The following is a 23,282-nucleotide window of genomic DNA, read 5'->3' as shown; positions in this document are numbered from 1 at the left end:
GTGGATCAGCTAATGGCAATGCGCGCCTTTACGCGGGTGGTTGAATCCGGAAGCTTTACCCGAGCGGCAGACTCCCTGAACATGCCGATAGCTACGCTGAGTAAGCTGGTAAAATCACTTGAAGCGCACCTGGAAACACGGCTGCTGCATCGTACTACGCGCCGGGTGGTCACGACGGCAGAAGGCATGGAATACTACGAGAAAGCGCTGCGGGTATTAATCGATATAGAGGACATTGATACCGCCTTTCGCGCATCGTGCTGCACGCCTAAAGGCCATTTGCGTATCGACGTGGGGGGGTCAACCGCCCGGGACGTGTTGATCCCCCTGCTGCCGGATTTTTTTCAGCGCTACCCGGACCTGCGCATCAACCTGGGGGTAGCCGACCGTCCGGTAGACTTAATCAGTGGAAACGTAGACTGCGTGATCCGCGGCGGCCCGCTGGATGACTCTTCGCTTATCGCCCGGCATATCGGTGACGCCCGGATGATAGCCTGCGCGACGCTGGGCTATCTTAAGACTCACGGCATCCCTGCCTATCCGCAGGAGCTGCGCAACGGCCATAAGCTGATTAGCTACCTTTCCCCCGTTACCGGACGCGCATTCCCGTTTCGGTTCCTCGATCGGGGTGAACCGCTGGAGATCAGCGTTCCGCACCATCTTGGAGTCAATGAAAGCAACGCACACCTGGCCGCGGCGCTGGCGGGTTTAGGGATTATTCAGACGTTTGGCTATGCTGCGAGAACGCATCTGGAAACGGGCGCGCTGGTAGAGGTCCTGAGCGACTGGCGTCCTAAGGCGTATCCTTTTCACGTAGTCTATCCACAGAGTCGGTATTTAACACATCGCCTGAGAGTGTTTATTGCGTGGCTTGCCGAGGTCTTCCCTGCGGCGGTGAAAGGTTAGCCGGGCATTTGCCCGGCCAGATATCAGTTCAGTTTGTAATCCAGCGTGATTTCGGCTTTCAACAGCTGCGACACCGGACAACCCGCCTTCGCTTTCTGAATAATGCCGTCAAACTGCTGCGGATCGATACCCGGTACCGTCACCTTGCTTTGCAGCGCCACTTTGTTGATGGCAAAACCACTGTCGGTTTTATCCAGCGAGACATCCGCCGTGGTATCGATGGAATCGGCGGTATAACCCGCTTCGCCCAACATTAGCGACAGGGCCATAGAGAAACAGGCCGCGTGCGCTGCGCCAATCAGCTCTTCCGGGTTGGTCCCTTTTTCGCCCTCGAAGCGGGTGTTAAAGCCGTAAGGTTGCTGGTTAAGGACGCCACTTTCTGTTGAGACCGTCCCTTTGCCGCGTTTGATGTCGCCAGACCAGTGTGCTGAACCGTGCTTATGAATCGTCATTCTTGCTCTCCTTTTGGCTTACAAAGGGATAAGTATAGGACGCATAATCCATTTTGCAGGGAAGACAGATTAGTCCGAGCGCGTGGCAAGGTGGTTTGCCAGCGCGTCGAGGAACACACGCTGCGCCGCAGGCTGATAGTCTCGCGACTGATAAATACCAAAAATACCGATCGGTTTTGGCGTAAAGGCGCTGAGCACCGGCACCAGGCTGCCCTGCCTTAGCGCCGCGTCGGCCTCGCGCTCGGGCAGCATGGCAATACCACAGTGGTTTATCGCCGCCTCCATCAGCAGTGACGAGATGCTGGCGCTGAGATTGCCGCTGACCGCCGTCGTGATCGGCTCCCCTTCGGGCGTCAAAAAACGCCACGACTGACCGGCAAAAAAGCTGTAATGCAGGCAGTTGTGCCGTGCTAAGTCCTCCAGCTGCTCTGGAACGCCCCGGCTGGCAAGGTAGTGCGGCGAAGCGCAAAGTACGGACCGACACTCTCCCAGTCGGCGGGCGATCATGCCCGGTTCGGGGTTATCGGTGATGCGGATCGCCACGTCAATTCGCTCGCCCACCAGGCTTACCGGATGGTTATTAACATCCAGCTCAATGCGCAGCTGAGGGTAACGCTGCAACAGATCGGGCAGCACCGGAGCGATAATCTGCATCGCGGTAAAATGCGCGCAGGCGACGCGAAGCGTGCCTGAGGGTAAATCCTTCACTGACTGATCTTCAATTTCCTGACAAATTTGCGAGAGCGTACGCGTCTTTTGCAGGACCTTCTCTCCTGCCGCCGTCAGCGTCAGCTTGCGGGTGGAGCGGTTCACCAGCCGCGCCCCGGCCCACTTCTCCATCTGCTCCAGATAACGGCTCACCATCGGACGGGAGATCCCCAGCGCCCGCGCCGCCGCGCTTAAACTCCCCAGCTCACAGATGCGGTTGTACACCTGGGCGGCAATAACGCGATCCATTTTGACCTCCATTTGCTCGATTTATGAAACTAAGCATCTCCTGTTTCAGGAATTCTGGCAAATGAAGAGATCCGTACAATAGAGACTTTCCTGAAGAACAGAGAGATGACCATGACCATCGCCCGCCTTGCTTTGCTGACAACCCTTTTCACTCCGGCCGTCTTTGCCGCGCCGTTGACCGTTGATACGTACAACCCGCAGGAAAAAGGCATTTTTGCCGTTTCTTCCACCCTGGTGTCTGGCCCGAAAGAGGCGGTACTGTTTGACGCCCAGTTCAGCGTGAAAGATGGCGAAGCGCTGGTAGAAAAAATTCGCCACAGCGGTAAAACGCTGAACAAAATCGTGATCACTTCCGGCGATCCGGATTTCTATTTCGGCCTGCAACCGCTGGTGAAAGCCTTCCCTAATGCCAAAGTTGTCGCCACGCAACAGGTGGTGGACCATATCAAGGCCACAAAAGACGCGAAGCTCGCCTTCTGGGGGGCACAGATGAAAGACGGCGCGCCGACGCAGCTCTACGTGCCGCAAGTGCTTGCCTCAACCACCTTTATGATTGACGGTGAGAGAGTGAATATTGAAGAGCCTGAGAGCTATGCGGCGTATGTCTGGATCCCATCCGCAAAAACCATCCTCGGCGGCACGGGCGTCTCATGGGGCATTCACGTCTGGACGGCAGATACCCAAACGCCGGAAAGCCGCAAACAGTGGCAGCAGACGCTGGATAGCATGGCAGCCCTTAAGCCCGAACACGTTATTCCGGGCCACTACCTGGGGACACCGCCAGCAGGTACCGGCGCTATCGACTTTACCCGTCGCTATCTACAGCAGTTTGAACAGGCCCTCACGGCAGATAAAGCGTCAACCGGCGTCATCAACACAATGAAAAAACAGTGGCCGAATCTGGCGGAAGCCAGTTCGCTGGAACTGAGTGCCAAAGTGAATACCGGCGAAATGAAGTGGTAATAGCCTGATTATCTCCTGCTATATTTAAATTTTTTATAGCAGGAGTTAACTATGCCATCGTCAGTAAGGGGCATCGACCATATCGGTATTACGGTGCCCGACATTGAAAAAGCCACCCTATTTTTTGAACGCGCTTTCGACGCCCAGGTTTTATATCATTCTGTCGATGCGCAAACCGATAATATTGATCAGCCCGCCCAGCAGCACACCTTAAAATTATTTCCCGGCACAAAAATTCACGCCATTCGCATGCTCGTCATGCCCCACGGACCCGGCATAGAACTTTTCGAAATGCATGGCCCTGAACAGGGAATGCCCGCCCGCGCCAGCGACTTTGGCCTCCAGCATTTTGCTGTTTATGTTGATGATTTTGATAAGGCGATAGCCGCTTTCACCGCTGCTGGCGGGGAGATGTTTACCGCGCCAAAGCCGCTCACGTTTCCGGATGAGCAAGGTGAAGGTAATGCTTTCTGCTATGGGCAAACCCCCTGGGGCAGCATTGTAGAATTGATTTCCTGGCCAACGCCCATGCCTTATGAAAAAACGACAAATTTACGCCGCTGGAAACCCTGAATTTTATTTCTGTGCTACGGGAGATGATATTTTTATTTCCAGGACGAATCTGAACCACAACGGCGAAAATATTTGCCAATCTGAATGCGAATTACGATTTTGCACGCCGTAACATTAAACAGACAACGACACGGAGGCAGCATGTTTACTTATTACCCGGCACATACCACAGCAGCACAACCCGAACTCGTTAACGCGATTGCGCAGGGTCTCCAGGCGGAGCACGGTGTTGTTACCGAAGATGACATTTTGATGGAACTGACCAGGTGGGTGGAAGCCACAGACAATGACATCCTCAGTGACATCTACCAGCAAACCATCAACTATGTCGTTAGCGGGCAAAATGCACCTTTGTAAAAACCTGCTAAGCTGGATCTGCAACCTAAGGGGTTACATTTCGTTTGCGTGAGCAAACTTGTCCTTAAAACTATCAACGGGATTGAGGAGTTAATATGAAATCGAACCGTCAGGCACGCCACATTCTGGGACTGAACTACAAGCTCTCAAACCAGCGCAAAGTGGTTATTGAAGAGGGGAGCGAAACGCAAGTGACCCACGCCACCGGCAGGAAACGTCAGGCAGGCAAGTAAGTTCCAGTACGAAATCCACAACACCATCGGTTACCCCGGTGGTGTTTTTGTTTATGTGTTGCGGTAATTAATATTTAGCTCCTTTATAATACCCCCCGACCGCACCCCGTAGCACAGGCCAGAAAGATGACAAACAGCAGTGTCAGGGACGGATCTTCTTAAAAAGAGTGAGTGACATGGACAACAAACTGAAAAAACATCGTTCCCTTTATATTCCTTACGCCGGTCCGGTTTTACTGGAGTTTCCCCTTCTGAACAAAGGCAGCGCCTTTAGCATGGAAGAGCGCAGCAGCTTTAACCTGCTGGGTCTGCTGCCTGAAGTGGTTGAAACCATTGAAGAACAGGCGGAACGCGCCTGGATCCAGTATCAGGGCTTTAAAACCGAAATCGATAAGCACATCTACCTGCGTAATATCCAGGACACCAACGAAACCCTCTTCTACCGCCTGGTGCAGAACCATCTCGAAGAGATGATGCCCGTCATTTACACCCCAACCGTCGGCGCGGCGTGTGAACGCTTCTCAGAGATCTACCGTCGTTCCCGCGGCGTGTTCATCTCCTATCAGAACCGTCACAACATGGACGACATTCTGCAAAACGTGCCTAATCACAACATCAAGGTGATCGTGGTAACCGATGGCGAACGTATTCTGGGCCTTGGCGACCAGGGCATTGGTGGGATGGGGATCCCCATCGGTAAGCTCTCGCTGTATACCGCCTGCGGCGGGATCAGCCCGGCCTACACCCTGCCGGTTGTGCTGGACGTGGGGACCAACAACCAGCAACTGCTGAACGATCCGCTGTACATGGGCTGGCGTCACCCGCGCATTACCGACGACGAGTACTATCAGTTTGTTGATGATTTCATCCAGGCCGTGAAGCACCGCTGGCCGGACGTGCTGTTGCAGTTCGAAGACTTCGCACAGAAAAACGCCATGCCGCTGCTGAACCGCTACCGCGATGAGATCTGCTCGTTCAACGATGACATTCAGGGCACTGCGGCAGTGACAGTGGGGACGCTGATTGCCGCGAGCCGTGCGGCAGGCAGCCAGCTCAGCTATCAGGAAATTGTCTTCCTGGGTGCAGGCTCCGCGGGCTGCGGCATCGCCGAGCAAATTATTGCCCAGACCCAGCGCGAAGGCTTAAGCGAAGAGCTGGCTCGCTCCCGCGTCTTTATGGTGGACCGTTTTGGCCTGCTGACCGACGGTATGCCAAACCTGCTCCCGTTCCAGACCAAACTGGTGCAGAAGCGTGAAAACCTGAAAAACTGGGATACGGATAACGAAGTGCTCTCGCTTCTTGACGTGGTGCGCAACGTGAAGCCGGACATTCTGATCGGCGTATCCGGGCAGACCGGCCTCTTCACGGAAGAGATTATTCGCGAGATGCACAAGCACTGCGAACGCCCTATCGTGATGCCGCTGTCTAACCCGACTTCACGCGTGGAGGCAACGCCGCAGGATATCATCGCCTGGACAGAAGGTAAGGCACTGGTCGCGACCGGCAGCCCGTTTGATCCGGTGCTGTGGAAGGACAAACTCTATCCCATCGCACAGTGCAATAACTCCTATATCTTCCCGGGTATTGGTCTGGGGGTTATCGCCTCCGGCGCGTCACGCATCACCGACGAAATGCTGATGTCCGCGAGCGAAACGCTGGCAGGTCACTCACCGCTGGTGAATAACGGTGAAGGCCTGGTACTGCCGGAGCTGAAAGACATTCATAAAGTGTCCCGCGCAATTGCCTTCGCGGTAGGCAAAATGGCGCAGCAGCAAGGCGTCGCGGTGAAAACCTCTGCCGATGCGTTGCAGCAGGCGATTGACGATAACTTCTGGATGCCGGAATACCGTAGCTATCGTCGTACTTCTATTTAAGCATTGCCCCTCACCCAGCCCTCTCCCCAAAGGGGAGAGGGCTGGGTGAGGGGAATATACGGCACCTCCCACTAGCCAAACCCATTTTCCCCCGCTACACTCCCTTCATCCATTAACCTACTGAATATATAAGGAGGCCAATTATGCTGTACTGTGAAATTTTCAATGTTTCACATACATTTGGTGATCGCACCAGCTCAAGCGTTATCGGTATCGTGCTGCGATAACTTCCGCTTGAGCGAAGACACCAACCCCTGAAATCCCTTCTCTCGGGCTTACTGAGTTATCGTCAGCGATGTTTGACGAGGCATAAACATGCCTGTAACTCCTGGGTAAGCAACAATGAGCACTTTACTCACTGCACATTCTTTACGCGTTGATACAGCGTTCGGCACGCTCTTCGACTCTCTCTCCTTTACGTTGAAAAAAGGCGATCGCATCGGCCTGCTGGGTGATAACGGCTGCGGAAAAAGTACGCTGCTGAAAATCCTCGACGGGACGCAGTCCCCTGCTGCCGGAACCGTTTCACTGGCGGGGCATTGCCTGCTGGCGCGCGTGGAACAACATCTGCCGGAGACTCTTGATCCCCTGACCATGCTGGATGCGGTGCTGGCGCAGCTGTCGATCGGTGAGCGCGACAGTTTGCGCTGGAAAGCCGAGTCGCTGCTGGCCGGAATGGGCTTCACGACGCAGGAAACGGCGTTAACCTCCGCCACGCTGAGCGGCGGCCAGCATACGCGGTTGCTGCTGGCACGAGCGTTGATAAGCGATCCGGATCTGCTGCTTCTGGACGAACCGAGCAACCACCTTGACCTGCCGACCCTGCTGTGGCTGGAGCAGTTTCTACAAAACTGGTCCGGCAGCTTTGTGCTGGTCTCACACGACAGGCAACTGCTGGACGCGGTAACCAACGGCAGCTGGATCCTGCGCGATAAAACGCTGCACGCCTTTGCCCTTCCCTGCACTGCCGCCCGTCTGGCGCTCGATGCAAAAGACGAAAGCGATGCGTTGCGCCATAAGGCAGAGCAAAAAGAGATCGACCGCGTCACGGCCAGCGCACGGCGTCTCGCGACCTGGGGCAAGGTCTATGACAACGAAGATCTCTCCCGTAAGGCTAAGCAGATGGAAAAACAGGTCGAACGCCTGAAAGAGACCCAGACGGAACTGACGGCGGGAAGCCCGTGGACCTTAACCCTGCGCGGGGACGCGCTTCGCGCTGACCGTCTGCTGGAAATGACTCACCTCGGCGTCCCCCCGGCGCCGGGCCTGCCAGACCTGTTTACTCTCGACAGCGCGCGGCTGAAGAGCGGCGATCGCGTGGCGATTGTGGGTCGTAACGGCTGCGGAAAATCGTCGCTGCTGAAGCTTATCTGGCGACATTTTCGCGACGAGATCGCGGACGAGCGGCTTAAGCGTCATCCGCGCGTCTCACCCGGCTACTACGACCAGACGCTGCACCAGTTGCCAGATGATGCGGCGCTGCTTGATGCGCTGGAGCCTTTCGCGCCAGATCCGCAGACCCGTAAAATGGCGCTCATCAGTGCCGGGTTCCCGTGGGCGCGTCACGGGCAAAAAGTCAGTACGCTGAGCGGCGGGGAACGTTCGCGCCTGCTGTTCGTCGGCCTGACGCTTGCCCGTTATAGCCTGCTGATGCTGGATGAACCGACCAACCACCTGGACATGGAAGGCAAAGAGGCGCTGGCGGAAACGCTGCAACAGTTTGAAGGCGGAGTGCTGCTGGTGAGCCACGATCGTCAGTTAATTAGCCAGAGCTGTAACCGCTTCTGGCTGATTGAGGACGGCAGGCTGAGCGAATGGCACGATGCGGAGGCGGTGTTTGAGCGTCTGCGTGAGGACACCGCTCCTGTTGTACCTGAGGCATCGAATAACGCATTGAAGGCGCCCTCTTCAACGTCTGACGATCTGCTCGAACGCCTGGTTGCCCTGGAAACGCTGCTGGAAGAAGATTTGGCGCGCAAGCCAAAACATCAAAAACCGCAGTTACAGGCGCAATGGCGAAAAGAGATTGAGGTGATAGAAGCGCAACTGTAAATCTGAGCCCGGCGGTGATGTCGCCGGGCCAGTGTTTTTCACCCCAATTTATGAGGGGTACAGCCTTTTCTTAATCCGAAAATGCATCAAATAATGACATTATGTTGCGGTTGCCTTGCATTACAGCGTCAAAGTATTAATCCTTAATGGGTAATCAGACCTGCTATGCAGATACTCATCATGAAAGGAGAAACACATGAAGGCTGCTGTTGTCACTCAGGATCATCAGGTTAATGTCACAGAAAAAACCTTACGCGCGCTCAAACATGGTGAAGCGCTGCTGAAGATGGAGTGCTGTGGCGTTTGCCATACCGATCTCCATGTTAAGAATGGCGATTTTGGCGACAAAACCGGGGTGATCCTCGGCCACGAAGGGATTGGTATCGTCAAAGAGATTGGTGCTGGCGTCACGTCGCTAAAAGTAGGCGATCGTGCAAGCGTGGCGTGGTTCTTCGAAGGCTGTGGCCACTGTGAATATTGTAATACCGGCAACGAAACGCTGTGCCGTGAGGTGAAAAACGCGGGTTACTCCGTTGACGGCGGCATGGCGGAAGAGTGCATCGTAACCGCGGATTACGCGGTTAAAGTTCCGGACGGACTGGACTCTGCGGCGGCCAGCAGCATCACCTGCGCCGGGGTCACCACCTACAAAGCGGTAAAAGTCTCTGACATCAAACCCGGCCAGTGGATTGCGATCTATGGCCTGGGCGGTCTGGGCAACCTCGCGCTGCAATACGCCAAAAATGTCTTCAATGCGAAAGTTATCGCCATTGACGTGAATGACGAACAGCTGAAGCTCGCTGCCAGCATGGGCGCAGACTTAACCGTGAACTCCCGCAGTGAAGATGCGGCAAAAGTGATTCAGGAGAAAACCGGCGGTGCGCATGCGGCGGTGGTGACGGCGGTAGCGAAAGCGGCCTTCAACTCTGCCGTTGACGCAGTTCGCGCCGGTGGCCGCGTGGTGGCTGTTGGCCTGCCGCCGGAAGCGATGAGCCTGGATATTCCACGTCTGGTCCTGGATGGGATTCAGGTAGTGGGTTCCCTGGTGGGTACCCGTCAGGATCTGCTCGAAGCCTTCCAGTTTGCGGCTGAAGGTAAGGTGAAACCGAAAGTTACAATGCGCCCACTGGAAGATATCAACGCCATCTTCAAAGAAATGGAACAGGGCCAGATCCGTGGCCGTATGGTGATTGATTTACGTTCTTAACCGCGGTGGCCGGGTAGCGGCTCTGCCCTGCCCGGCTTTTCACGTGGACGAACGGCGATCGGAAATCCATTCCTGAACCTCGATCTGGAACGTGTCCGGCGCTTTTCGATACATCTTCCGCGCCAGATCCAGGATGGTATGGCGCCCTAACTCCTCTTCCATCCGCTGCTGCGCGCTGTCCATGACCGAGCGCACCCCACACGGGCCGTCACAGACCCAGGCAGGTGGCGTTTCATCAAACACCGCCAGGCGCTGACGCACTTCCCGACACTCAAACATATTCTTCTCGCCGTCAATGGCATGCGCCACGTCCAGCACGCTGATCAGCTCGGCCGGACGCGCCAGCCGGAAGCCTCCCCCTTTGCCTTCGGTGCTGATGACCAGCCCCGCGCGTGATAAACGGGTGAAGATTTTTCCAAGATAGTCGTACGGCACGCCCTGCAAGGCCGCCATCTCCCGGACGCTCATCTCACGTTCATTGCCTTTTGCATCCACCATACACATCAGGCTATGAATGCCATATTCCACACCAGAACTGTAAAACGCCATGGCTCACTCCGGGTCATTGTTCGCTGCATTATAACGATTTTTAACTCAGATAGAAGTTGTCGCAGTTAACTCCGACAAGTATAGTGGCAGTTATGTCAGACATACAGCCTGACGCACTAAAGGATCGAGTATGAAAAAGCAGATTTTAATTGTGGGTAGTGGGTTTTCCGGTATGTGGGCTGCGGTCAGCGCCGCACGCCTTTCTGCTCTGGCGGGTAACAATAGCCTCAGCATTGCCGTGCTGGCCCCTGTTGCGGAGCTACGCGTTCGCCCACGCTTTTATGAAGAGAACGTGTCGACGATGGTCGCGCCGCTGACCGAACTGTTTGCTGAGCTGGGTATCGCCTTTATTGCGGGCGAAGCACAACGTATTGATACCTCGTCTAAAACCGTTTTGTATCGCGATTCAAACGGCGCGATTGCTGACGTCGCCTGGGAACGTCTGATCCTCGCAACCGGTAGCCAGACTAAACGTCCTCCTGTTGCCGGTCTGGCTGAATACGCCTTTGATATCGACCAACTCGACTCCGCCAGATTATTCGAGCAGCATCTTGATTCGCTGGTTTCGCGCCCCTCCACCCCGGAGCGTAATACCGTGGTCGTGTGTGGCGGCGGCTTTACCGGCATCGAACTGGCAACGGAACTCCCTGCCCGACTCCGTACTCGCTTCGGCGCTGATACAAAGACTAAAGTAATCGTAGTTGAAAGAGGTGCAACCATCGGCGGGCGTTATAGCGAGGCGCTGCGTAACACAATTGAAGAAGCAAGCAACGTGCTCGGCGTTGAATGGCGTTTAAACAGTGAAATTGAAGCCATCGATGCCAGCGGCGTAACGCTGAAAAACGGAGAGCGCATTGCCAGCGCCACTGTAGTGTGGACGGCAGGGGTAGAAGCTAACCTCCTCAGCCTGCAAATTGACGGGGAACGCGATACTCAGGGTCGGCTGATCGTCAACGACACGTTGCAGGTTCCTGCGCATCCTGAGGTTTACGCGACGGGTGATATGGCGCACGCCAAAACGGACGATGCGGGCAACACGGCGCTGATGACCTGCCAGCACGCGATCCAGCTGGGGAAATTCGCCGGACACAACGCGGCGGCCAGCCTGTTAAATCTGGAGCCGTACCCTTACCGTCAGGTGAACTACGTCACCTGTCTGGATTTAGGTGGCTGGGGCGCGGTATACACCGAGGGCTGGGAACAGCGCGTTAAATCCGTGCGCGAGGAAGGCAAAAAGATCAAAGTCGCCATCACCAACGAACTGATTTACCCGCCAGCAGCAGACAAAGCGGTCGCTTTTGCCGCCGCTGACCCGCTGGCGAAATTCGTTTAGTCCCCTTCTGCGCCCGCGACCAGCGGGCAAAGTGTGCAATCAGGCCAGCGCACCTGCGTTGGCCTGACGCTTTTTGGCACATAAATAACCATACATCAGCAGAGAGGTCATCGCAGAGAAGGATAAAATCGCGGCCGGCAGCGTGACATAGCTCCAGCTAAAGCCGAGCGTAATCATCAATCCACCGAAATAGGCGCCAATTGCGCTGCCGAGGTTAAACGCCATTTGCCCGCCTGCGGCCCCCAGCATCTCGCCGCCTTTCGCATTTTGCAGCAGCAGAATTTGCAGCGGCGCAGAGAGCGCAAACAGCCCGGCGCAGCAGACAAATCCCATTACCAGTGAAGCTGTTTTAAGCTCGCCAAAGGCAAACAACGCCAGCAGCGAAGCCACAATCACCAGGTCGGTGGTGGCAGCAATGCGCAGCGGGCTAAAGCGTGACGACAGCTTGCCGCTGAAGACATTTCCCAGCACCATGCCCAGCCCCATTAGCATCATGATCGCGGTCATGACGCCCTCGGAAAAGCCTGACACATTGACCATAAACGGCTTCACGAAGCTAAACCAGGCAAACACCCCGGCATTGCCAAACATCGTAGCGGCAAAAATCAGCCACGGTTCCGGTTTCTTCAGGAAGTGGAATTGTTCTGCCAGCCGGGTGGTTGTCGTGTCGTGAATGTCAGGCACCCACAGCAGAACAGACAGGATCACCAGCGCGTCAAAGACCGCAATCAAAAAGAAGGTGTAACGCCAGTTAAATTCATGTCCCAGCCACGTCCCGAGCGGCACGCCAAGCAGGTTGGCAACGGTCATCCCGGCAATCATCCCGGCCACAGCGACCGTCACTTTACCCGGCGGTGCGATTTTTGACAGGATTATCGCCCCCACTCCGAAAATCGCGCCATGCGGGAAACCAGAGATTAAGCGCCCCGCCGCCAGCCCCACGTAGGAGTCAGAGAAGGTAAAGAGCGCGTTACCGACGACGCACATCGCCACCAGAAACAGCAGCGTTGTTTTCAGCGAAAATTTGCTGGAGAACAGCGCCACAATCGGCGCGCCGATCACCACGCCAAAAGCGTAAAACGAAATCATATTTCCGGCGGAGGGAATCGAAATGCCCGTATCATGAGCCAGCTCGGTCAGCACGCCCATAATGCCAAACTCAGCCATCCCCAGGCCAAAGGTACCCAGTGCTAACGAAAAAATTGTCTTTTTCATACCGCGACCACTGTTAAAAAATATGCAGCGTGCATTATTGATTAAACTTGTATGGTGAACCAGTTCAAATCAGATTTCTGACACATTAATCCATTCATTCAGGCCGATTACACTCTTAGTACGGCCTCGATCCCGCGACCGGATACAAAGGGAGACCCACCATGGTCAGTAAGAAGAAAACCCATGTTGTTGATGATGTCGTTAAAAACGCGCCGCTCAAAACCAAAGCGTACGAGCAAGAGCTTCGCCGCCTCCATGTTGAACTGGTTAAGCTCCAGCAATGGGTGGTCGCCAAAGGGTTAAAGGTCTGTATTGTTTTTGAAGGGCGAGACGGCGCCGGTAAAGGCGGCGCTATCAAAGCCATCACCGAACGCGTCAGCCCTCGGGTGTTTCGCGTTGTTGCGTTACCGGCCCCCACCGATAAAGAGAAAAGTCAGCTCTATTTTCAGCGTTACGTTCCCCATCTGCCCTCTGCCGGGGAAATCGTTATTTTTGACCGCAGCTGGTACAACCGCGCGGGCGTGGAAAGAGTCATGGGTTTCTGTACCGAAGAGCAGGCCGAAAAATTTCTTGATGGAACGCCGGTAATGGAAAAAGCGATGGTCGATGCCGGGATCATTTTGTTGAAATACTGGCTTGAAGTAACGCCAAAAGAGCAGGAGCGACGCCTGCGCGATCGCATCAATGATGGTCGCAAGATCTGGAAGCTGTCTCCAATGGATATTAAATCTTTCAATCTGTGGGATGAATATACCCTCGCCCGCGACGCGATGTTTAAAGCGACCGACACCGCCTGGGCGCCGTGGTTTGTGGCGCGCTCAGAAGATAAAAAAAGGGTGCGGCTGAATATTATTTCGCATCTGCTTTCCCAGATCCCCTATAAAGAAATTCACGTAGGCAAGGTGGATTTACCGAAACGCAAGATCGGCAAAGTGAAGCCTACAAAATATCCCTTCCGGTATATTGCAGAGCAATTTTGATATTACTGGAAGACGGCTCGCATAATGTAGATTACCAGGGGAAACAGTATTGTTTTTTGTTGGCTGCGGTTGATAATGACCGCACCAACAAAGGAGAAACCGATGAAACGCACGGCAGAATCGACCCCTTCCAGACCTAAGGCAGCAACAAAGCCTACAACCCATGCTAAGCCAGGCTCGACACCATCACATCAGCTATCAGAAGCGGATCGTGCATTTATACGAGCAATGAATGAGTTTGTGGAGAAACATGGAACTATCACTGATGATGAGTTTTTCAGGGTGCTTTAATGCTGAGACAATTTAATGTTTATCGTAATACGTCTGCGGCAACGCGGGACCAGCTTCCTTATTATATGCTTATCCAGGATGATTATTATGACGATCTCCCCACTCGCGTCATTGTACCCCTCGCGAGAAATAACACGCTACCGCTATGGCAGAGCCAGCTGGCTCCAGGAATAAATATTGAATTTGAAACCTTTCTGATTTATTCGCCAATGATAACCAATATTAATAACCAGAAAATTAATCCAAAAGACTTTGTTTGTAATTTACGTAACGCTCGTCAGGATGTTATAGCAGCAATTGATCGCTTATTGACTAACACATGACGCCAGCCTGCCAGGCAGTTATTCCTGCCCGCGCAAGTGCAGCGCCGCCGGACAATGCCGACGGCGCGAGGTTTACTTCAACCCTTCCGAACTCTCTTTTTGCGCTTCAAGACGCTCAACGTCCCGATACCAGCGCGGATGGTGTTTTTGCGCCCAGCGGCGGCTCACCTTCCCTTCAATCATGCCTTTAATCGATCCTTTCACCCAGAAGGCCATATACATATGGATCAGGATGGCGTGGATCAGAATAATGGCCGAGGTCGCGTGGATCAGCAGTGCGTAGCGCACCACCTGGATCGGGAAATATTGGGCAAAATACGGACGCCAGATAATCACTCCGGTTACCAGCAGCACGAAAATCATACTCATGATGGTCCAGAACATCATCTTCTGCCCGGCGTTGTATTTGCCCACCTTCGCGACTTTATGCTCGTTGCCTTTCAGAACCTCAACAATCCCTTTAATCCAGGGAATATCCTGCTTGTCAGGGATGTTGTGATGAACGAAACGCACGAACATAAACATCAGCACCACGAAAATCAGCACGCCGAAGAACGGGTGCAGAATGCGCCCCATCTGCGGTGTCCCGAAGGTTTCCGTGAGCCACTGTAGCGTCGGGAAGAAGAACGATATGCCGGATACCGCCACCAGGAACAAGCAGATGACCACCGTCCAGTGACAGGCGCGATCGACAAATTTTGTGCGCACTATCATCTTCGACTTACTCATGATGCTCCTCCTCGTCGTCATCCACCTCTTTATTCGGCCCGATACCGATGTAGTGATAAATCAGCCCGGCAAAGGTGGCGATAAAGCCCGCTGCTGAGAGCGGCTTAAGCGCCCCTTTCCACAGGTTGATTGAGGTATCGATCGCCGGATCTTTCGGCAGATTGTGATACAGCTCCGGCTGGTCATTGTGGTGCAGAACATACATGACGTGCGTACCGCCGACACCCTGCGGGTTATAAATCCCGGCCTTGTCATAGCCGCGCGCTTTGAGCTTATCCACCCGCTGCTGTGCCACGTCCAGCATCTCTTTTTTGGTACCGAAGTGGATCGCCCCGGTAGGACAGGTCTTCACGCAGGCAGGCTCCTGGCCGACGCTGACGCGATCGACGCACAGCGTGCATTTATAGACCCGGTTATCCTCTTTATTGAGGCGCGGGATATTAAACGGACAGCCCGCAATACAGTAACCGCAGCCGATGCAGTTATCCTGCTGGAAGTCGACGATCCCGTTGGCGTACTGAATGATTGCCCCGGCAGACGGGCATGCCTTCAGGCAGCCGGGATCTTCACAGTGCATACAGCCGTCTTTACGGATCAGCCACTCCAGCTTGCCGTTCTGGTCGGTTTCGCTAAAGCGCATCACCGTCCAGGACTTGGCGCTCAGATCAGCAGGATTGTCATAGACCCCAACGCAGTGCCCCACCTCGTCGCGAATATCGTTCCACTCCGAGCAGGCCACCTGGCAGGCCTTACAGCCCACGCAGGAGGAGACATCGATCAGCTTGGCGACTTCTGCCTTGTAATCCCGCGCACGAGGCGCGGGCGTTATCGGGTTGGTCGCGGAGCGTTTAATAATGTCTTGTGTTTCCATCGCCATTTAATCGCTCCTTACGCTTTCTCGATGTTGACCAGAAACGCTTTATACTCCGGCGTTTGCGAGTTTGAATCGCCGACGTTTGGCGTCAGGGTATTGGCGATGTAGCCTTTCTGCGCTACACCTTCAAAGCCCCAGTGCAGCGGTATACCGACGGTTTCCACCTGCTGGCCATGCACGTTCAGCGTTTGCAGACGACGGGTGACCACCGCCACCGCGCGAATAAAGCCGCGCTTGCTGCTGACCTTCACGCGATCGCCGTTGGCAATGCCTTTCGCCTTCGCCAGCGTTTCGCTTATCTCCACAAACTGTTCCGGCTGCGCGATGGCGTTAAGCCGCGCGTGCTTGGTCCAGGTATGGAAATGCTCGGTCAGGCGGTAGGTGGTGCCGACATACGGGAACTTGTCCTTTTTGCCTAAACGCAGCACGTCGTCTTCATAGATGCGTACCACCGGACTGGAGACCACATTCGGGTGCAGCGGGTTAGTGCCGAGCGGCGTTTCCATCGGCTCGTAGTGTTCCGGGAACGGCCCTTCCGCCAGTTTGTCGATAGCAAACAGACGTCCCAGCCCTTCCGGCTGCATGATAAACGGCCCGGTGTTGCTGCCCGGCGCGGCGGTGTTGAAGTCCGGGATATCGTTCCCCGTCCACTTCGTGCCGTTCCACTCGATCAGCATGCGTTTCGGATCCCACGGCTTACCGTTCACGTCTGCGGAGGCACGGTTGTACAGTACGCGGCGGTTTAACGGCCACGCCCATGCCCAGCCCAGGGTATTGCCCAGGCCTGACGGATCGGCGTTATCGCGATTGGCCATCTGGTTACCCTGCTCCGTCCAGCTGCCGGTGTAGATCCAGCAGGAAGAGGCCGTGGTACCGTCGTCACGCAACAGCGCGAAGCTATTGAGCAGCTGTCCTTTCTTCGCCACCAGATTACCGTTGGCATCGTACAGGTCGGCCAGCGCCACGCCGTTGTTCTCTTTTGCCACCTCTTCGGACTCAGGATGATCCGGCTGCTTGTAGTTCCAGCTCATCTTCAGCAGCGGCTCAGCGCCTTTGCCGCCTTCGGCGCGGTACATCTCGCGCAGACGATGGTAAATCCCGGCCAGAATTTCGCCGTCATTACGCGCTTCGCCGGGCGCATCCTGACCTTTCCAGTGCCACTGTAGCCAGCGGCCAGAGTTGGCAATTGAACCGTCCTCTTCCGCAAAGCAGGTCGACGGCAGGCGGAACACCTCGGTCTGAATCGCTGCCGGATCGACATCGTTTGATTCACCGTGGTTCTGCCAGAACGTAGACGTTTCGGTGACCAGCGGATCGATAACCACCATGTACTTCAGCTTGCTCAGGCTGCGAACGACTTTGTTTTTATCCGGGAATGACGCCACCGGGTTAAAGCCCTGGCAGATATACCCCGTGACGTCGCCCTTATCCATCATATTGAAATACTTGATGACATCGTAAGCCTGGTCCCATTTCGGCAACCACTCAAAGCCCCAGTCATTCTCTTTATGCGCCGCGTCGCCGTAGAACGATTTCATTAGACTGACGGCAAACTTCGGATAGTTACTCCAGTAGTTCACCTGGTCCGGACGCGTCGCTTTTGGCGTGTTGGCGTCAAGCCAGCTTTCCCAGTCGGTCTGCTTCTCGGACGGCAGGGTCAGGTAACCCGGCAGGCTGGTCGACAGCAGGCCGAGGTCGGTTAAGCCCTGAATGTTAGAGTGCCCGCGCAGGGCGTTCACGCCGCCACCGGCCATCCCCATGTTGCCGAGCAGCAGCTGGATCATCGCCATGGTACGGATGTTCTGCGCGCCCACGGTATGCTGCGTCCAGCCCAGCGCGTACAGGAATGTAGTGGTTCTGTCGGCGGCACTGGTGGAAGCCAGCACTTCACATACTTTCAGGAAGTCCGCTTTCGGCGTACCGCAGATGTTTTCCACCACGTCCGGCGTATAGCGGGAAACGTGCTGTTTCAGCAAGTTCCACACGCAGCGCGGATCGCTCAGGGTCTCATCGCGTTTCGCGTAGCCGTTTTCGTCGAACTGATAGTTCCAGGACGATTTATCGTACTGACGTTTCCCGGCGTCATAGCCGCTGAAGAGGCCATCTTCGAAGGCGAAATCTTCCCGTACCAGCAGGCCGGCATTGGTGTAATGCTTAACGTATTCCACGTTAATTTTGTTATTTTCGATCAGGTACAACAGCACGCCGGAAAGGAACGTAATATCCGTACCGGAGCGGATCGGCGCATAGATATCAGCCACCGATGCCGTACGCGTAAAGCGCGGATCGACGACGATCAGCGTCGCATCGTTGTTGTTTTTTGCTTCCATCGCCCAGCGGAATCCCACCGGATGGGCTTCAGCGGCGTTACCGCCCATTACCACCACGACGTTAGCGTTTTTGATATCAACCCAGTGGTTGGTCATCGCACCGCGACCAAATGTTGGAGCAAGACTTGCTACCGTTGGTCCGTGTCAGACGCGCGCCTGGTTATCAACCGCCAGCATGCCGAGGGAGCGCACAAATTTTTGCGTCAGCATGCCGGTCTCATTACTTGCCGCAGAGGCACACAGCATCCCGGTGGAGGTCCAGCGGTTTACCGTGATGCCCTGCTCGTTCTTCTCAATAAAGTTGGCGTCGCGATCCGCTTTCATCAGTTTTGCAATTCGGGAGAAGGCTTCGTCCCAGGAGATACGCTGCCAATTGTCAGAGCCCGGCGCACGATATTCCGGGTAGCGCAGACGGTTTTCACTGTGGACGTAGTCCAGCAGCCCCGCCCCTTTCGGGCAAAGCGCCCCGCGGCTCACCGGATGGTCCGGGTCCCCTTCAATATGATAAATCGCTTCTTTGGCGTTCTTTGCGCCATCACCCAGGCTATACATTAATAGCCCACAACCCACGGAGCAGTATGTGCAGGTGTTACGGATCTCTTTCGCGCGCAGCAGTTTATAGTTGCGTGCCTGAGCCAGCGCCATTTTGGGAGCGAATCCCAGCATTGCGGCTGTTGTTCCGGCCATACCGCCCGCGCAGATTTTAAAAAATTGTCTGCGGCTGACGTCCATTGCTGTCCTCGTTATCTGATAAGACTTCGCGCCGCAAACTAACAGCAAAGCCCCTGTTTTTTTTGCGTCAAATCAAGGTCGCCAGACTTCGCCCCCTTAATAGTCACTGCCGGTACGATTTGCTAATCCTTTTGGGTTAACAGGCTCTTTGAAAATTCGCCAGGTGAAGCAAATAGATGCTATAAGTTTTCCCTTTGATTTTTAGAAGACTGGCAGGGTAATGGACAGAAAAAGAGCAACGCTGACAGGCCTGGCGGCCATATTGTTGTGGAGCACTATGGTGGGTCTCATCCGCAGCGTCAGTGAAGGACTGGGCCCGGTGGGCGGCGCGGCGATGATTTACACCGTCAGCGGGCTGTTGTGTCTGGTGACGGTGGGTTTTCCCGATCTTCGGCGTTTTTCCACGCGCTATCTCATTGCGGGCAGCATCCTGTTTGTCAGCTATGAGATGTGCCTGGCCCTGTCGCTAGGATACGCCGCGACGCGTTCACAGGCGATTGAAGTCGGTATGGTCAATTATCTGTGGCCAAGCCTGACGATTGCGTTCGCGATTTTGTTCAACGGGCAAAAAACCACCCTGTGGGTGATCCCTGGGCTTCTCATCTCGCTGTTGGGGGTGTGCTGGGTTTTAGGTGGCGAAAACGGTCTGCAACTGAATGACATCATGCAGAACGTCGTTTCCAGTCCGCTAAGTTATGGGCTGGCGTTTGCTGGCGCTTTTATCTGGGCCGCCTACTGCACCGTCACCAGCAAGTATGCCAAAGGGCAAAATGGCATTACCCTTTTCGTCCTGCTGACCGCCCTGAGCCTGTGGGTCAAATATGCCGTCAGCGATCAGCCCGAAATGGTGTTCAGCGTCCCGGTTGTGGTGAAGCTATTGATGTGTGGGGTTGCGCTTGGCTTTGGCTACGCCGCCTGGAATATCGGTATTCTTCACGGTAACGTCACGGTGCTTGCGGCTGTCTCTTATTTCACGCCAGTTCTTTCCGCCGCACTGGCGGCTATTCTGTTGAGTTCTCCGCTTTCGCTCTCATTCTGGCAAGGGGCATTGATGGTGTGCGCCGGATCGTTACTGTGCTGGTATGCCACCCGCAAATAGCATTTTTATTTTTGCCGGGTACCGAATATGCCCGGCAAAATATTAACAATATTTTAATATGTGATCACACCCTCGAATATAATTCGTAACATTAGAGAGTAATTAAATTTCTGTATAGAGTGCTGTCAGAAAGCCAGAGTTGTTGTGGAAATTGACATAAACTGACAACGCAGGTAATTAATTCAGCGCCAATATTCCCGCGCTATATAGCACAAAGTGCAATAGTTTATTTCTGAATATTTCTCTTAAAAAACAGGTTCTGGTTTCCCGAGAAATTTATAATCAACTGTTTTAAAAAAGGTTATCCTGCCACATGCTTTGACATTCCCTGCCAAACCCTTTTAATCCCACCAAAAAACTAAAACGTCCGACAACTATTCACAGCCATATTATCTTGATTGGTTAATAATCACTTTATGTCTATATATTAACCTGATTGGCCGATTTAAGGGCAATTTATCCGATCAGGATCACACTAATTGAAATTATCTTTAATATTTTGAAACTTATTATTGAAAGCAGTCTACGGAATTTTAAAAATAGTCTGCCATTGACGATAAGCCTCGTTTAAAAATCGCTCAGGTGGCTTAGGAAATACCTAAATAAAATTATAAGGATTATTTAAGATGAAACTTAAATTAGTTGCAGTGGCAGTGACTTCCATGTTGGCAGCTGGCGTTGTTAACGCGGCTGAAGTTTTTAACAAAGACGGTAACAAACTGGATCTGTACGGCAAAGTTACTGGTCTGCACTATTTTTCTGATGATGCTGGTAGCGACGGCGACAAAACGTATGTTCGTCTGGGCTTCAAAGGTGAAACTCAGATCAACGATCAGCTGACCGGATACGGTCAGTGGGAATATGAGTTCAAGGGCAATCGCTCTGAAGCTCAAGGTTCCGACGGCAACAAAACCCGTCTGGCGTACGCTGGTCTGAAATTCGATGAATTCGGTTCCTTCGACTACGGTCGTAACTACGGTGTGGCTTATGACATCGGCGCGTGGACTGACGTTCTGCCAGAGTTCGGTGGCGATACCTGGACGCAGACTGACGGCTTCATGACCGGCCGTACCACTGGCGTTGCAACCTACCGTAACACCGACTTCTTTGGTCTGGTTGACGGCCTGAACGTGGCTGCTCAGTACCAGGGTAAAAACGACCGTGACGATATTACCGAATCCAACGGTGACGGCTGGGGTCTGTCTTCTACCTATGAATTCGACGGCTTCGGTGTGGGTGCGACCTACGCGAAATCTGACCGTACCGACCGTCAGGTTCGTGCTGCAAGCAACCTGAACGCCGGTGGCGAAAACGCAGAAGTCTGGGCTGCTGGCCTGAAGTACGATGCGAACAACATCTACCTGGCAACCACCTACTCTGAAACCCGCAACATGACGGCGTTCGGTAACGGTCACGTTGCCAACAAAGCGCAGAACTTCGAAGTTGTGGCTCAGTACCAGTTCGACTTCGGTCTGCGTCCGTCCATCGCTTACCTGAAATCCAAAGGTAAAGACATCGGTTCTTATGGCGACCAGGACCTGGTTGAATACGTTGACGTTGGCGCGAGCTACTACTTCAACAAAAACATGTCCACCTATGTTGATTACAAAATCAACCTCGTGGATGACAGCCAGTTCACCAAAGATGCCAAAGTGGCTACCGACAACATCGTAGCTGTAGGTCTGACCTACCAGTTCTAAGATCTGTTAGTTCAAAAGGCCAGCCCTCGCGGCTGGCCTTTTTTATTACTGCTGCCCTCCGACCTTCGCCAGACTAAACCAGATCCCGACCGCCAGAATCAGCAGCATGCCTCCCGCACTGCCCAGGGCCACGCTGTGCGAGGTGATGAACGCGGTTTTCGCCGCCGTCATCACCGGCTCGGCCAGCGACGGCGTCAGCTCCTGCGCCACCTTCATCGCTTCACCGATGGACGACGAGGCTTTATCGGTCAGCGACGCGCTCAGCCCCTGTGGCAGTACAATAGACGCCGAAAAGCTGCGGGTTAACAGCAGACCGAAAATGGCGATACCCAGACCAGCACCCAGCTCGTAGGACATGGTTTCGATCGCGCCTGCGGCGGCCGCTTTCTCTTTCGGCGCCGCAGCCATGATCGCTGACGTCGATGCCAGCAGTGCGCTGGCGGCACTGAAGCCCAGCAGCACCATCAGGCTCCACGCCTGCCACTGTTGGGTGCTGAAATCGAGCGTCGACAGGCCGATAAAACTGACCGCGCTAAGCCCCATGCCTCCGGCCGCGACAATGCGCAGCCCCAGACGCCCGACCAGCACACCCGCGATCGGCCCGCTAAATCCGCTCGCCACCATCACTGGCAGCATAAATATCCCTGCTTCAAACGGCGTAAAACCATGCACGAACTGCAACTCCTGCGCCATCAGCAGTTCAAAGCCCACCAGCGCAATCATGGCGGTCATCGCCATGACCACGCCGCTTAAAATAATGCGATGGCAAAACAGGCGCATGTCGATCATCGGCACGCGCGCGCGTAGCTGGATACGGACGAAGATAAACAGCATTACCGCTCCGGTAAGCAGCGTACAGGCCACCATCCACGGCGACAGCACCCCTTTCAGGGCGGTTTTGGCGCTATAGACCAGCAGTAAAATGGCGACAATCAGCATAATGGCATGGCTGATATTGAGCGGCTGTTCGGGACGCCCCTGCTGAGCAGGCACAAAGCGCGCAGCAAGCGAAACCACGATCAGCACGATCGGCACGTTAATCAGGAACACCGACCCCCAGTAAAAGTGCTCCAGCAACATGCCGCCAATCAGCGGGCCAAACGCCGCGCCGCCCGACCCAACGGCCGCCCAGACGCCGAGGGCAATATTACGGTGCCGCGCGTCAGTAAACAGGGTGCGGATCCCTGCAAGCGTTGCCGGGATGATCATCGCCGCCCCTATCGCCAGCGACGCGCGGGCGGCAATCAGCCAGCCCGCGGAAGGCGCAAAAGCCGCCGCTAACGATGACAGGCCAAACAGCACGCTGCCGATCATCAGCAGGCGCTTAAAACCTATGCGATCGCCCAGCGCGCCCATCGGCAGCACCATTCCCGCCATCACCAGCGAGTAAATATCAATAATCCACAGCAATTCGTTGCCGCTGGCACCCAGCGTCATGCTCAATGTTGGCGCCGCCACGTGCAGCACCGTCGCGTCAATCGCCACCGGGATATACACCAGCACGATAATCACTAACGCTAACCACTGACGAAACATAAATTTCCTTTTCAGTT

At 54.6% G+C, this 23,282-nt stretch carries 22 protein-coding genes; 14 read left to right on the top strand and 8 right to left on the bottom strand.

The window, feature by feature from the left end:
• The gene (locus tag SK62_RS10065; protein ID WP_048249517.1) at window positions 1–906 is read left to right on the top strand and encodes a LysR family transcriptional regulator; all 906 of its coding nucleotides are present in this window, start codon (window positions 1–3) and stop codon (window positions 904–906) included.
• 23 nt (window positions 907–929) lie between these two features.
• On the opposite strand, the gene SK62_RS10060 is transcribed toward SK62_RS10065, so the two are convergent.
• Window positions 930–1,358 carry an OsmC family protein gene (locus tag SK62_RS10060; RefSeq protein ID WP_047719536.1) on the bottom strand — a complete coding sequence of 143 codons (429 nt, stop codon included), beginning with the start codon at window positions 1,356–1,358 and terminating at the stop codon, window positions 930–932.
• A 69-nt stretch (window positions 1,359–1,427) separates the two neighbouring features.
• A complete protein-coding gene (locus tag SK62_RS10055; RefSeq protein ID WP_072250101.1) occupies window positions 1,428–2,315 on the bottom strand; it encodes a LysR family transcriptional regulator in 888 nt (295 codons plus the stop codon).
• 111 nt (window positions 2,316–2,426) lie between these two features.
• Between SK62_RS10055 and SK62_RS10050 the strand changes: the two genes are divergently transcribed.
• The 7 genes from SK62_RS10050 to adhP all read left to right on the top strand — a co-directional run bounded on the left by SK62_RS10050 (window position 2,427) and on the right by adhP (window position 9,574).
• Window positions 2,427–3,278, top strand: a complete 852-nt coding sequence (locus tag SK62_RS10050) for a Vmh family MBL fold metallo-hydrolase (RefSeq protein ID WP_047719609.1) — start codon at window positions 2,427–2,429, stop codon at window positions 3,276–3,278.
• 51 nt (window positions 3,279–3,329) lie between these two features.
• Window positions 3,330–3,851: a VOC family protein gene (locus tag SK62_RS10045; protein WP_017693390.1), complete on the top strand. Its 522-nt coding sequence runs from the start codon at window positions 3,330–3,332 to the stop codon at window positions 3,849–3,851.
• A gap of 141 nt (window positions 3,852–3,992) precedes the next feature.
• Window positions 3,993–4,208, top strand: coding sequence for a biofilm-dependent modulation protein (gene bdm / locus SK62_RS10040; protein ID WP_015570485.1), 216 nt, complete (start codon window positions 3,993–3,995; stop codon window positions 4,206–4,208).
• A gap of 95 nt (window positions 4,209–4,303) precedes the next feature.
• The gene (gene sra, locus SK62_RS10035) at window positions 4,304–4,441 is read left to right on the top strand and encodes a stationary-phase-induced ribosome-associated protein (RefSeq protein ID WP_000841561.1); all 138 of its coding nucleotides are present in this window, start codon (window positions 4,304–4,306) and stop codon (window positions 4,439–4,441) included.
• A gap of 176 nt (window positions 4,442–4,617) precedes the next feature.
• Window positions 4,618–6,315, top strand: coding sequence for an NAD-dependent malic enzyme (locus SK62_RS10030; RefSeq protein ID WP_047719534.1), 1,698 nt, complete (start codon window positions 4,618–4,620; stop codon window positions 6,313–6,315).
• Window positions 6,316–6,657: 342 nt separating this feature from the next.
• Window positions 6,658–8,367, top strand: coding sequence for an ABC-F family ATP-binding cassette domain-containing protein (locus SK62_RS10025; RefSeq protein WP_047719533.1), 1,710 nt, complete (start codon window positions 6,658–6,660; stop codon window positions 8,365–8,367).
• 196 nt (window positions 8,368–8,563) lie between these two features.
• Window positions 8,564–9,574 (top strand): alcohol dehydrogenase AdhP, encoded by a 1,011-nt coding sequence (gene adhP / locus SK62_RS10020; protein WP_047719532.1) that lies wholly within the window; start codon window positions 8,564–8,566, stop codon window positions 9,572–9,574.
• Window positions 9,575–9,613: 39 nt separating this feature from the next.
• Here the strand turns inward: adhP and SK62_RS10015 are convergent, their stop codons facing one another.
• Window positions 9,614–10,123 carry an RrF2 family transcriptional regulator gene (locus tag SK62_RS10015; protein WP_015570482.1) on the bottom strand — a complete coding sequence of 170 codons (510 nt, stop codon included), beginning with the start codon at window positions 10,121–10,123 and terminating at the stop codon, window positions 9,614–9,616.
• 130 nt (window positions 10,124–10,253) lie between these two features.
• Here SK62_RS10015 and SK62_RS10010 point away from each other — a divergent pair, with 130 nt between their 5' ends.
• A complete protein-coding gene (locus SK62_RS10010; protein ID WP_039270713.1) occupies window positions 10,254–11,456 on the top strand; it encodes an NAD(P)/FAD-dependent oxidoreductase in 1,203 nt (400 codons plus the stop codon).
• 39 nt (window positions 11,457–11,495) lie between these two features.
• Here the strand turns inward: SK62_RS10010 and araJ are convergent, their stop codons facing one another.
• Window positions 11,496–12,671, bottom strand: a complete 1,176-nt coding sequence (gene araJ, locus SK62_RS10005; protein ID WP_017693387.1) for an MFS transporter AraJ — start codon at window positions 12,669–12,671, stop codon at window positions 11,496–11,498.
• Between the two features lie 161 nt (window positions 12,672–12,832).
• On the opposite strand from araJ, the gene ppk2 reads away from it, so the two are divergent.
• The 3 genes from ppk2 to SK62_RS09995 all read left to right on the top strand — a co-directional run bounded on the left by ppk2 (window position 12,833) and on the right by SK62_RS09995 (window position 14,265).
• Complete coding sequence (gene ppk2 / locus SK62_RS10000; protein ID WP_047719531.1) at window positions 12,833–13,651, top strand: polyphosphate kinase 2; 819 nt, start codon at window positions 12,833–12,835, stop codon at window positions 13,649–13,651.
• Between the two features lie 102 nt (window positions 13,652–13,753).
• Entirely contained in the window at window positions 13,754–13,942 is a 189-nt protein-coding gene (locus SK62_RS22875) for a hypothetical protein (RefSeq protein WP_049017617.1), read from the top strand.
• A complete protein-coding gene (locus tag SK62_RS09995) occupies window positions 13,942–14,265 on the top strand; it encodes a CcdB family protein (RefSeq protein ID WP_039270711.1) in 324 nt (107 codons plus the stop codon). Before SK62_RS22875 ends, SK62_RS09995 begins: the two co-directional genes overlap by 1 nt.
• Before the next feature lie 72 nt (window positions 14,266–14,337).
• On the opposite strand, the gene fdnI is transcribed toward SK62_RS09995, so the two are convergent.
• From fdnI to fdnG, 3 genes are read right to left on the bottom strand one after another with little or no spacing between them, the layout of a single operon-like run.
• The gene (fdnI, locus tag SK62_RS09990; protein ID WP_048249513.1) at window positions 14,338–14,994 is read right to left on the bottom strand and encodes a formate dehydrogenase-N subunit gamma; all 657 of its coding nucleotides are present in this window, start codon (window positions 14,992–14,994) and stop codon (window positions 14,338–14,340) included.
• Window positions 14,987–15,871 carry a formate dehydrogenase subunit beta gene (gene fdxH / locus SK62_RS09985; RefSeq protein ID WP_015570476.1) on the bottom strand — a complete coding sequence of 295 codons (885 nt, stop codon included), beginning with the start codon at window positions 15,869–15,871 and terminating at the stop codon, window positions 14,987–14,989. Before fdxH ends, fdnI begins: the two co-directional genes overlap by 8 nt.
• 11 nt (window positions 15,872–15,882) lie before the next feature.
• Window positions 15,883–18,930 (bottom strand): formate dehydrogenase-N subunit alpha, encoded by a 3,048-nt coding sequence (fdnG, locus tag SK62_RS09980; RefSeq protein ID WP_094089546.1) that lies wholly within the window; start codon window positions 18,928–18,930, stop codon window positions 15,883–15,885.
• 220 nt (window positions 18,931–19,150) lie between these two features.
• Between fdnG and yddG the strand changes: the two genes are divergently transcribed.
• The gene (gene yddG / locus SK62_RS09970) at window positions 19,151–20,029 is read left to right on the top strand and encodes an aromatic amino acid DMT transporter YddG (RefSeq protein WP_032102980.1); all 879 of its coding nucleotides are present in this window, start codon (window positions 19,151–19,153) and stop codon (window positions 20,027–20,029) included.
• 626 nt (window positions 20,030–20,655) lie between these two features.
• Complete coding sequence (gene ompC / locus SK62_RS09965; RefSeq protein ID WP_017382300.1) at window positions 20,656–21,729, top strand: porin OmpC; 1,074 nt, start codon at window positions 20,656–20,658, stop codon at window positions 21,727–21,729.
• 45 nt (window positions 21,730–21,774) lie between these two features.
• On the opposite strand, the gene SK62_RS09960 is transcribed toward ompC, so the two are convergent.
• The gene (locus SK62_RS09960) at window positions 21,775–23,265 is read right to left on the bottom strand and encodes an MFS transporter (RefSeq protein ID WP_032102978.1); all 1,491 of its coding nucleotides are present in this window, start codon (window positions 23,263–23,265) and stop codon (window positions 21,775–21,777) included.
• Window positions 23,266–23,282 lie beyond the last annotated feature (17 nt).

It is taken from the genome of Enterobacter sp. BIDMC109, from assembly GCF_001037885.1.
GTDB lineage: Bacteria > Pseudomonadota > Gammaproteobacteria > Enterobacterales > Enterobacteriaceae > Enterobacter > Enterobacter hormaechei_C.
The sequence above is the reverse complement of the archived record's forward strand: the minus strand, read 5'-3'. Positions and strand labels throughout refer to the sequence as shown.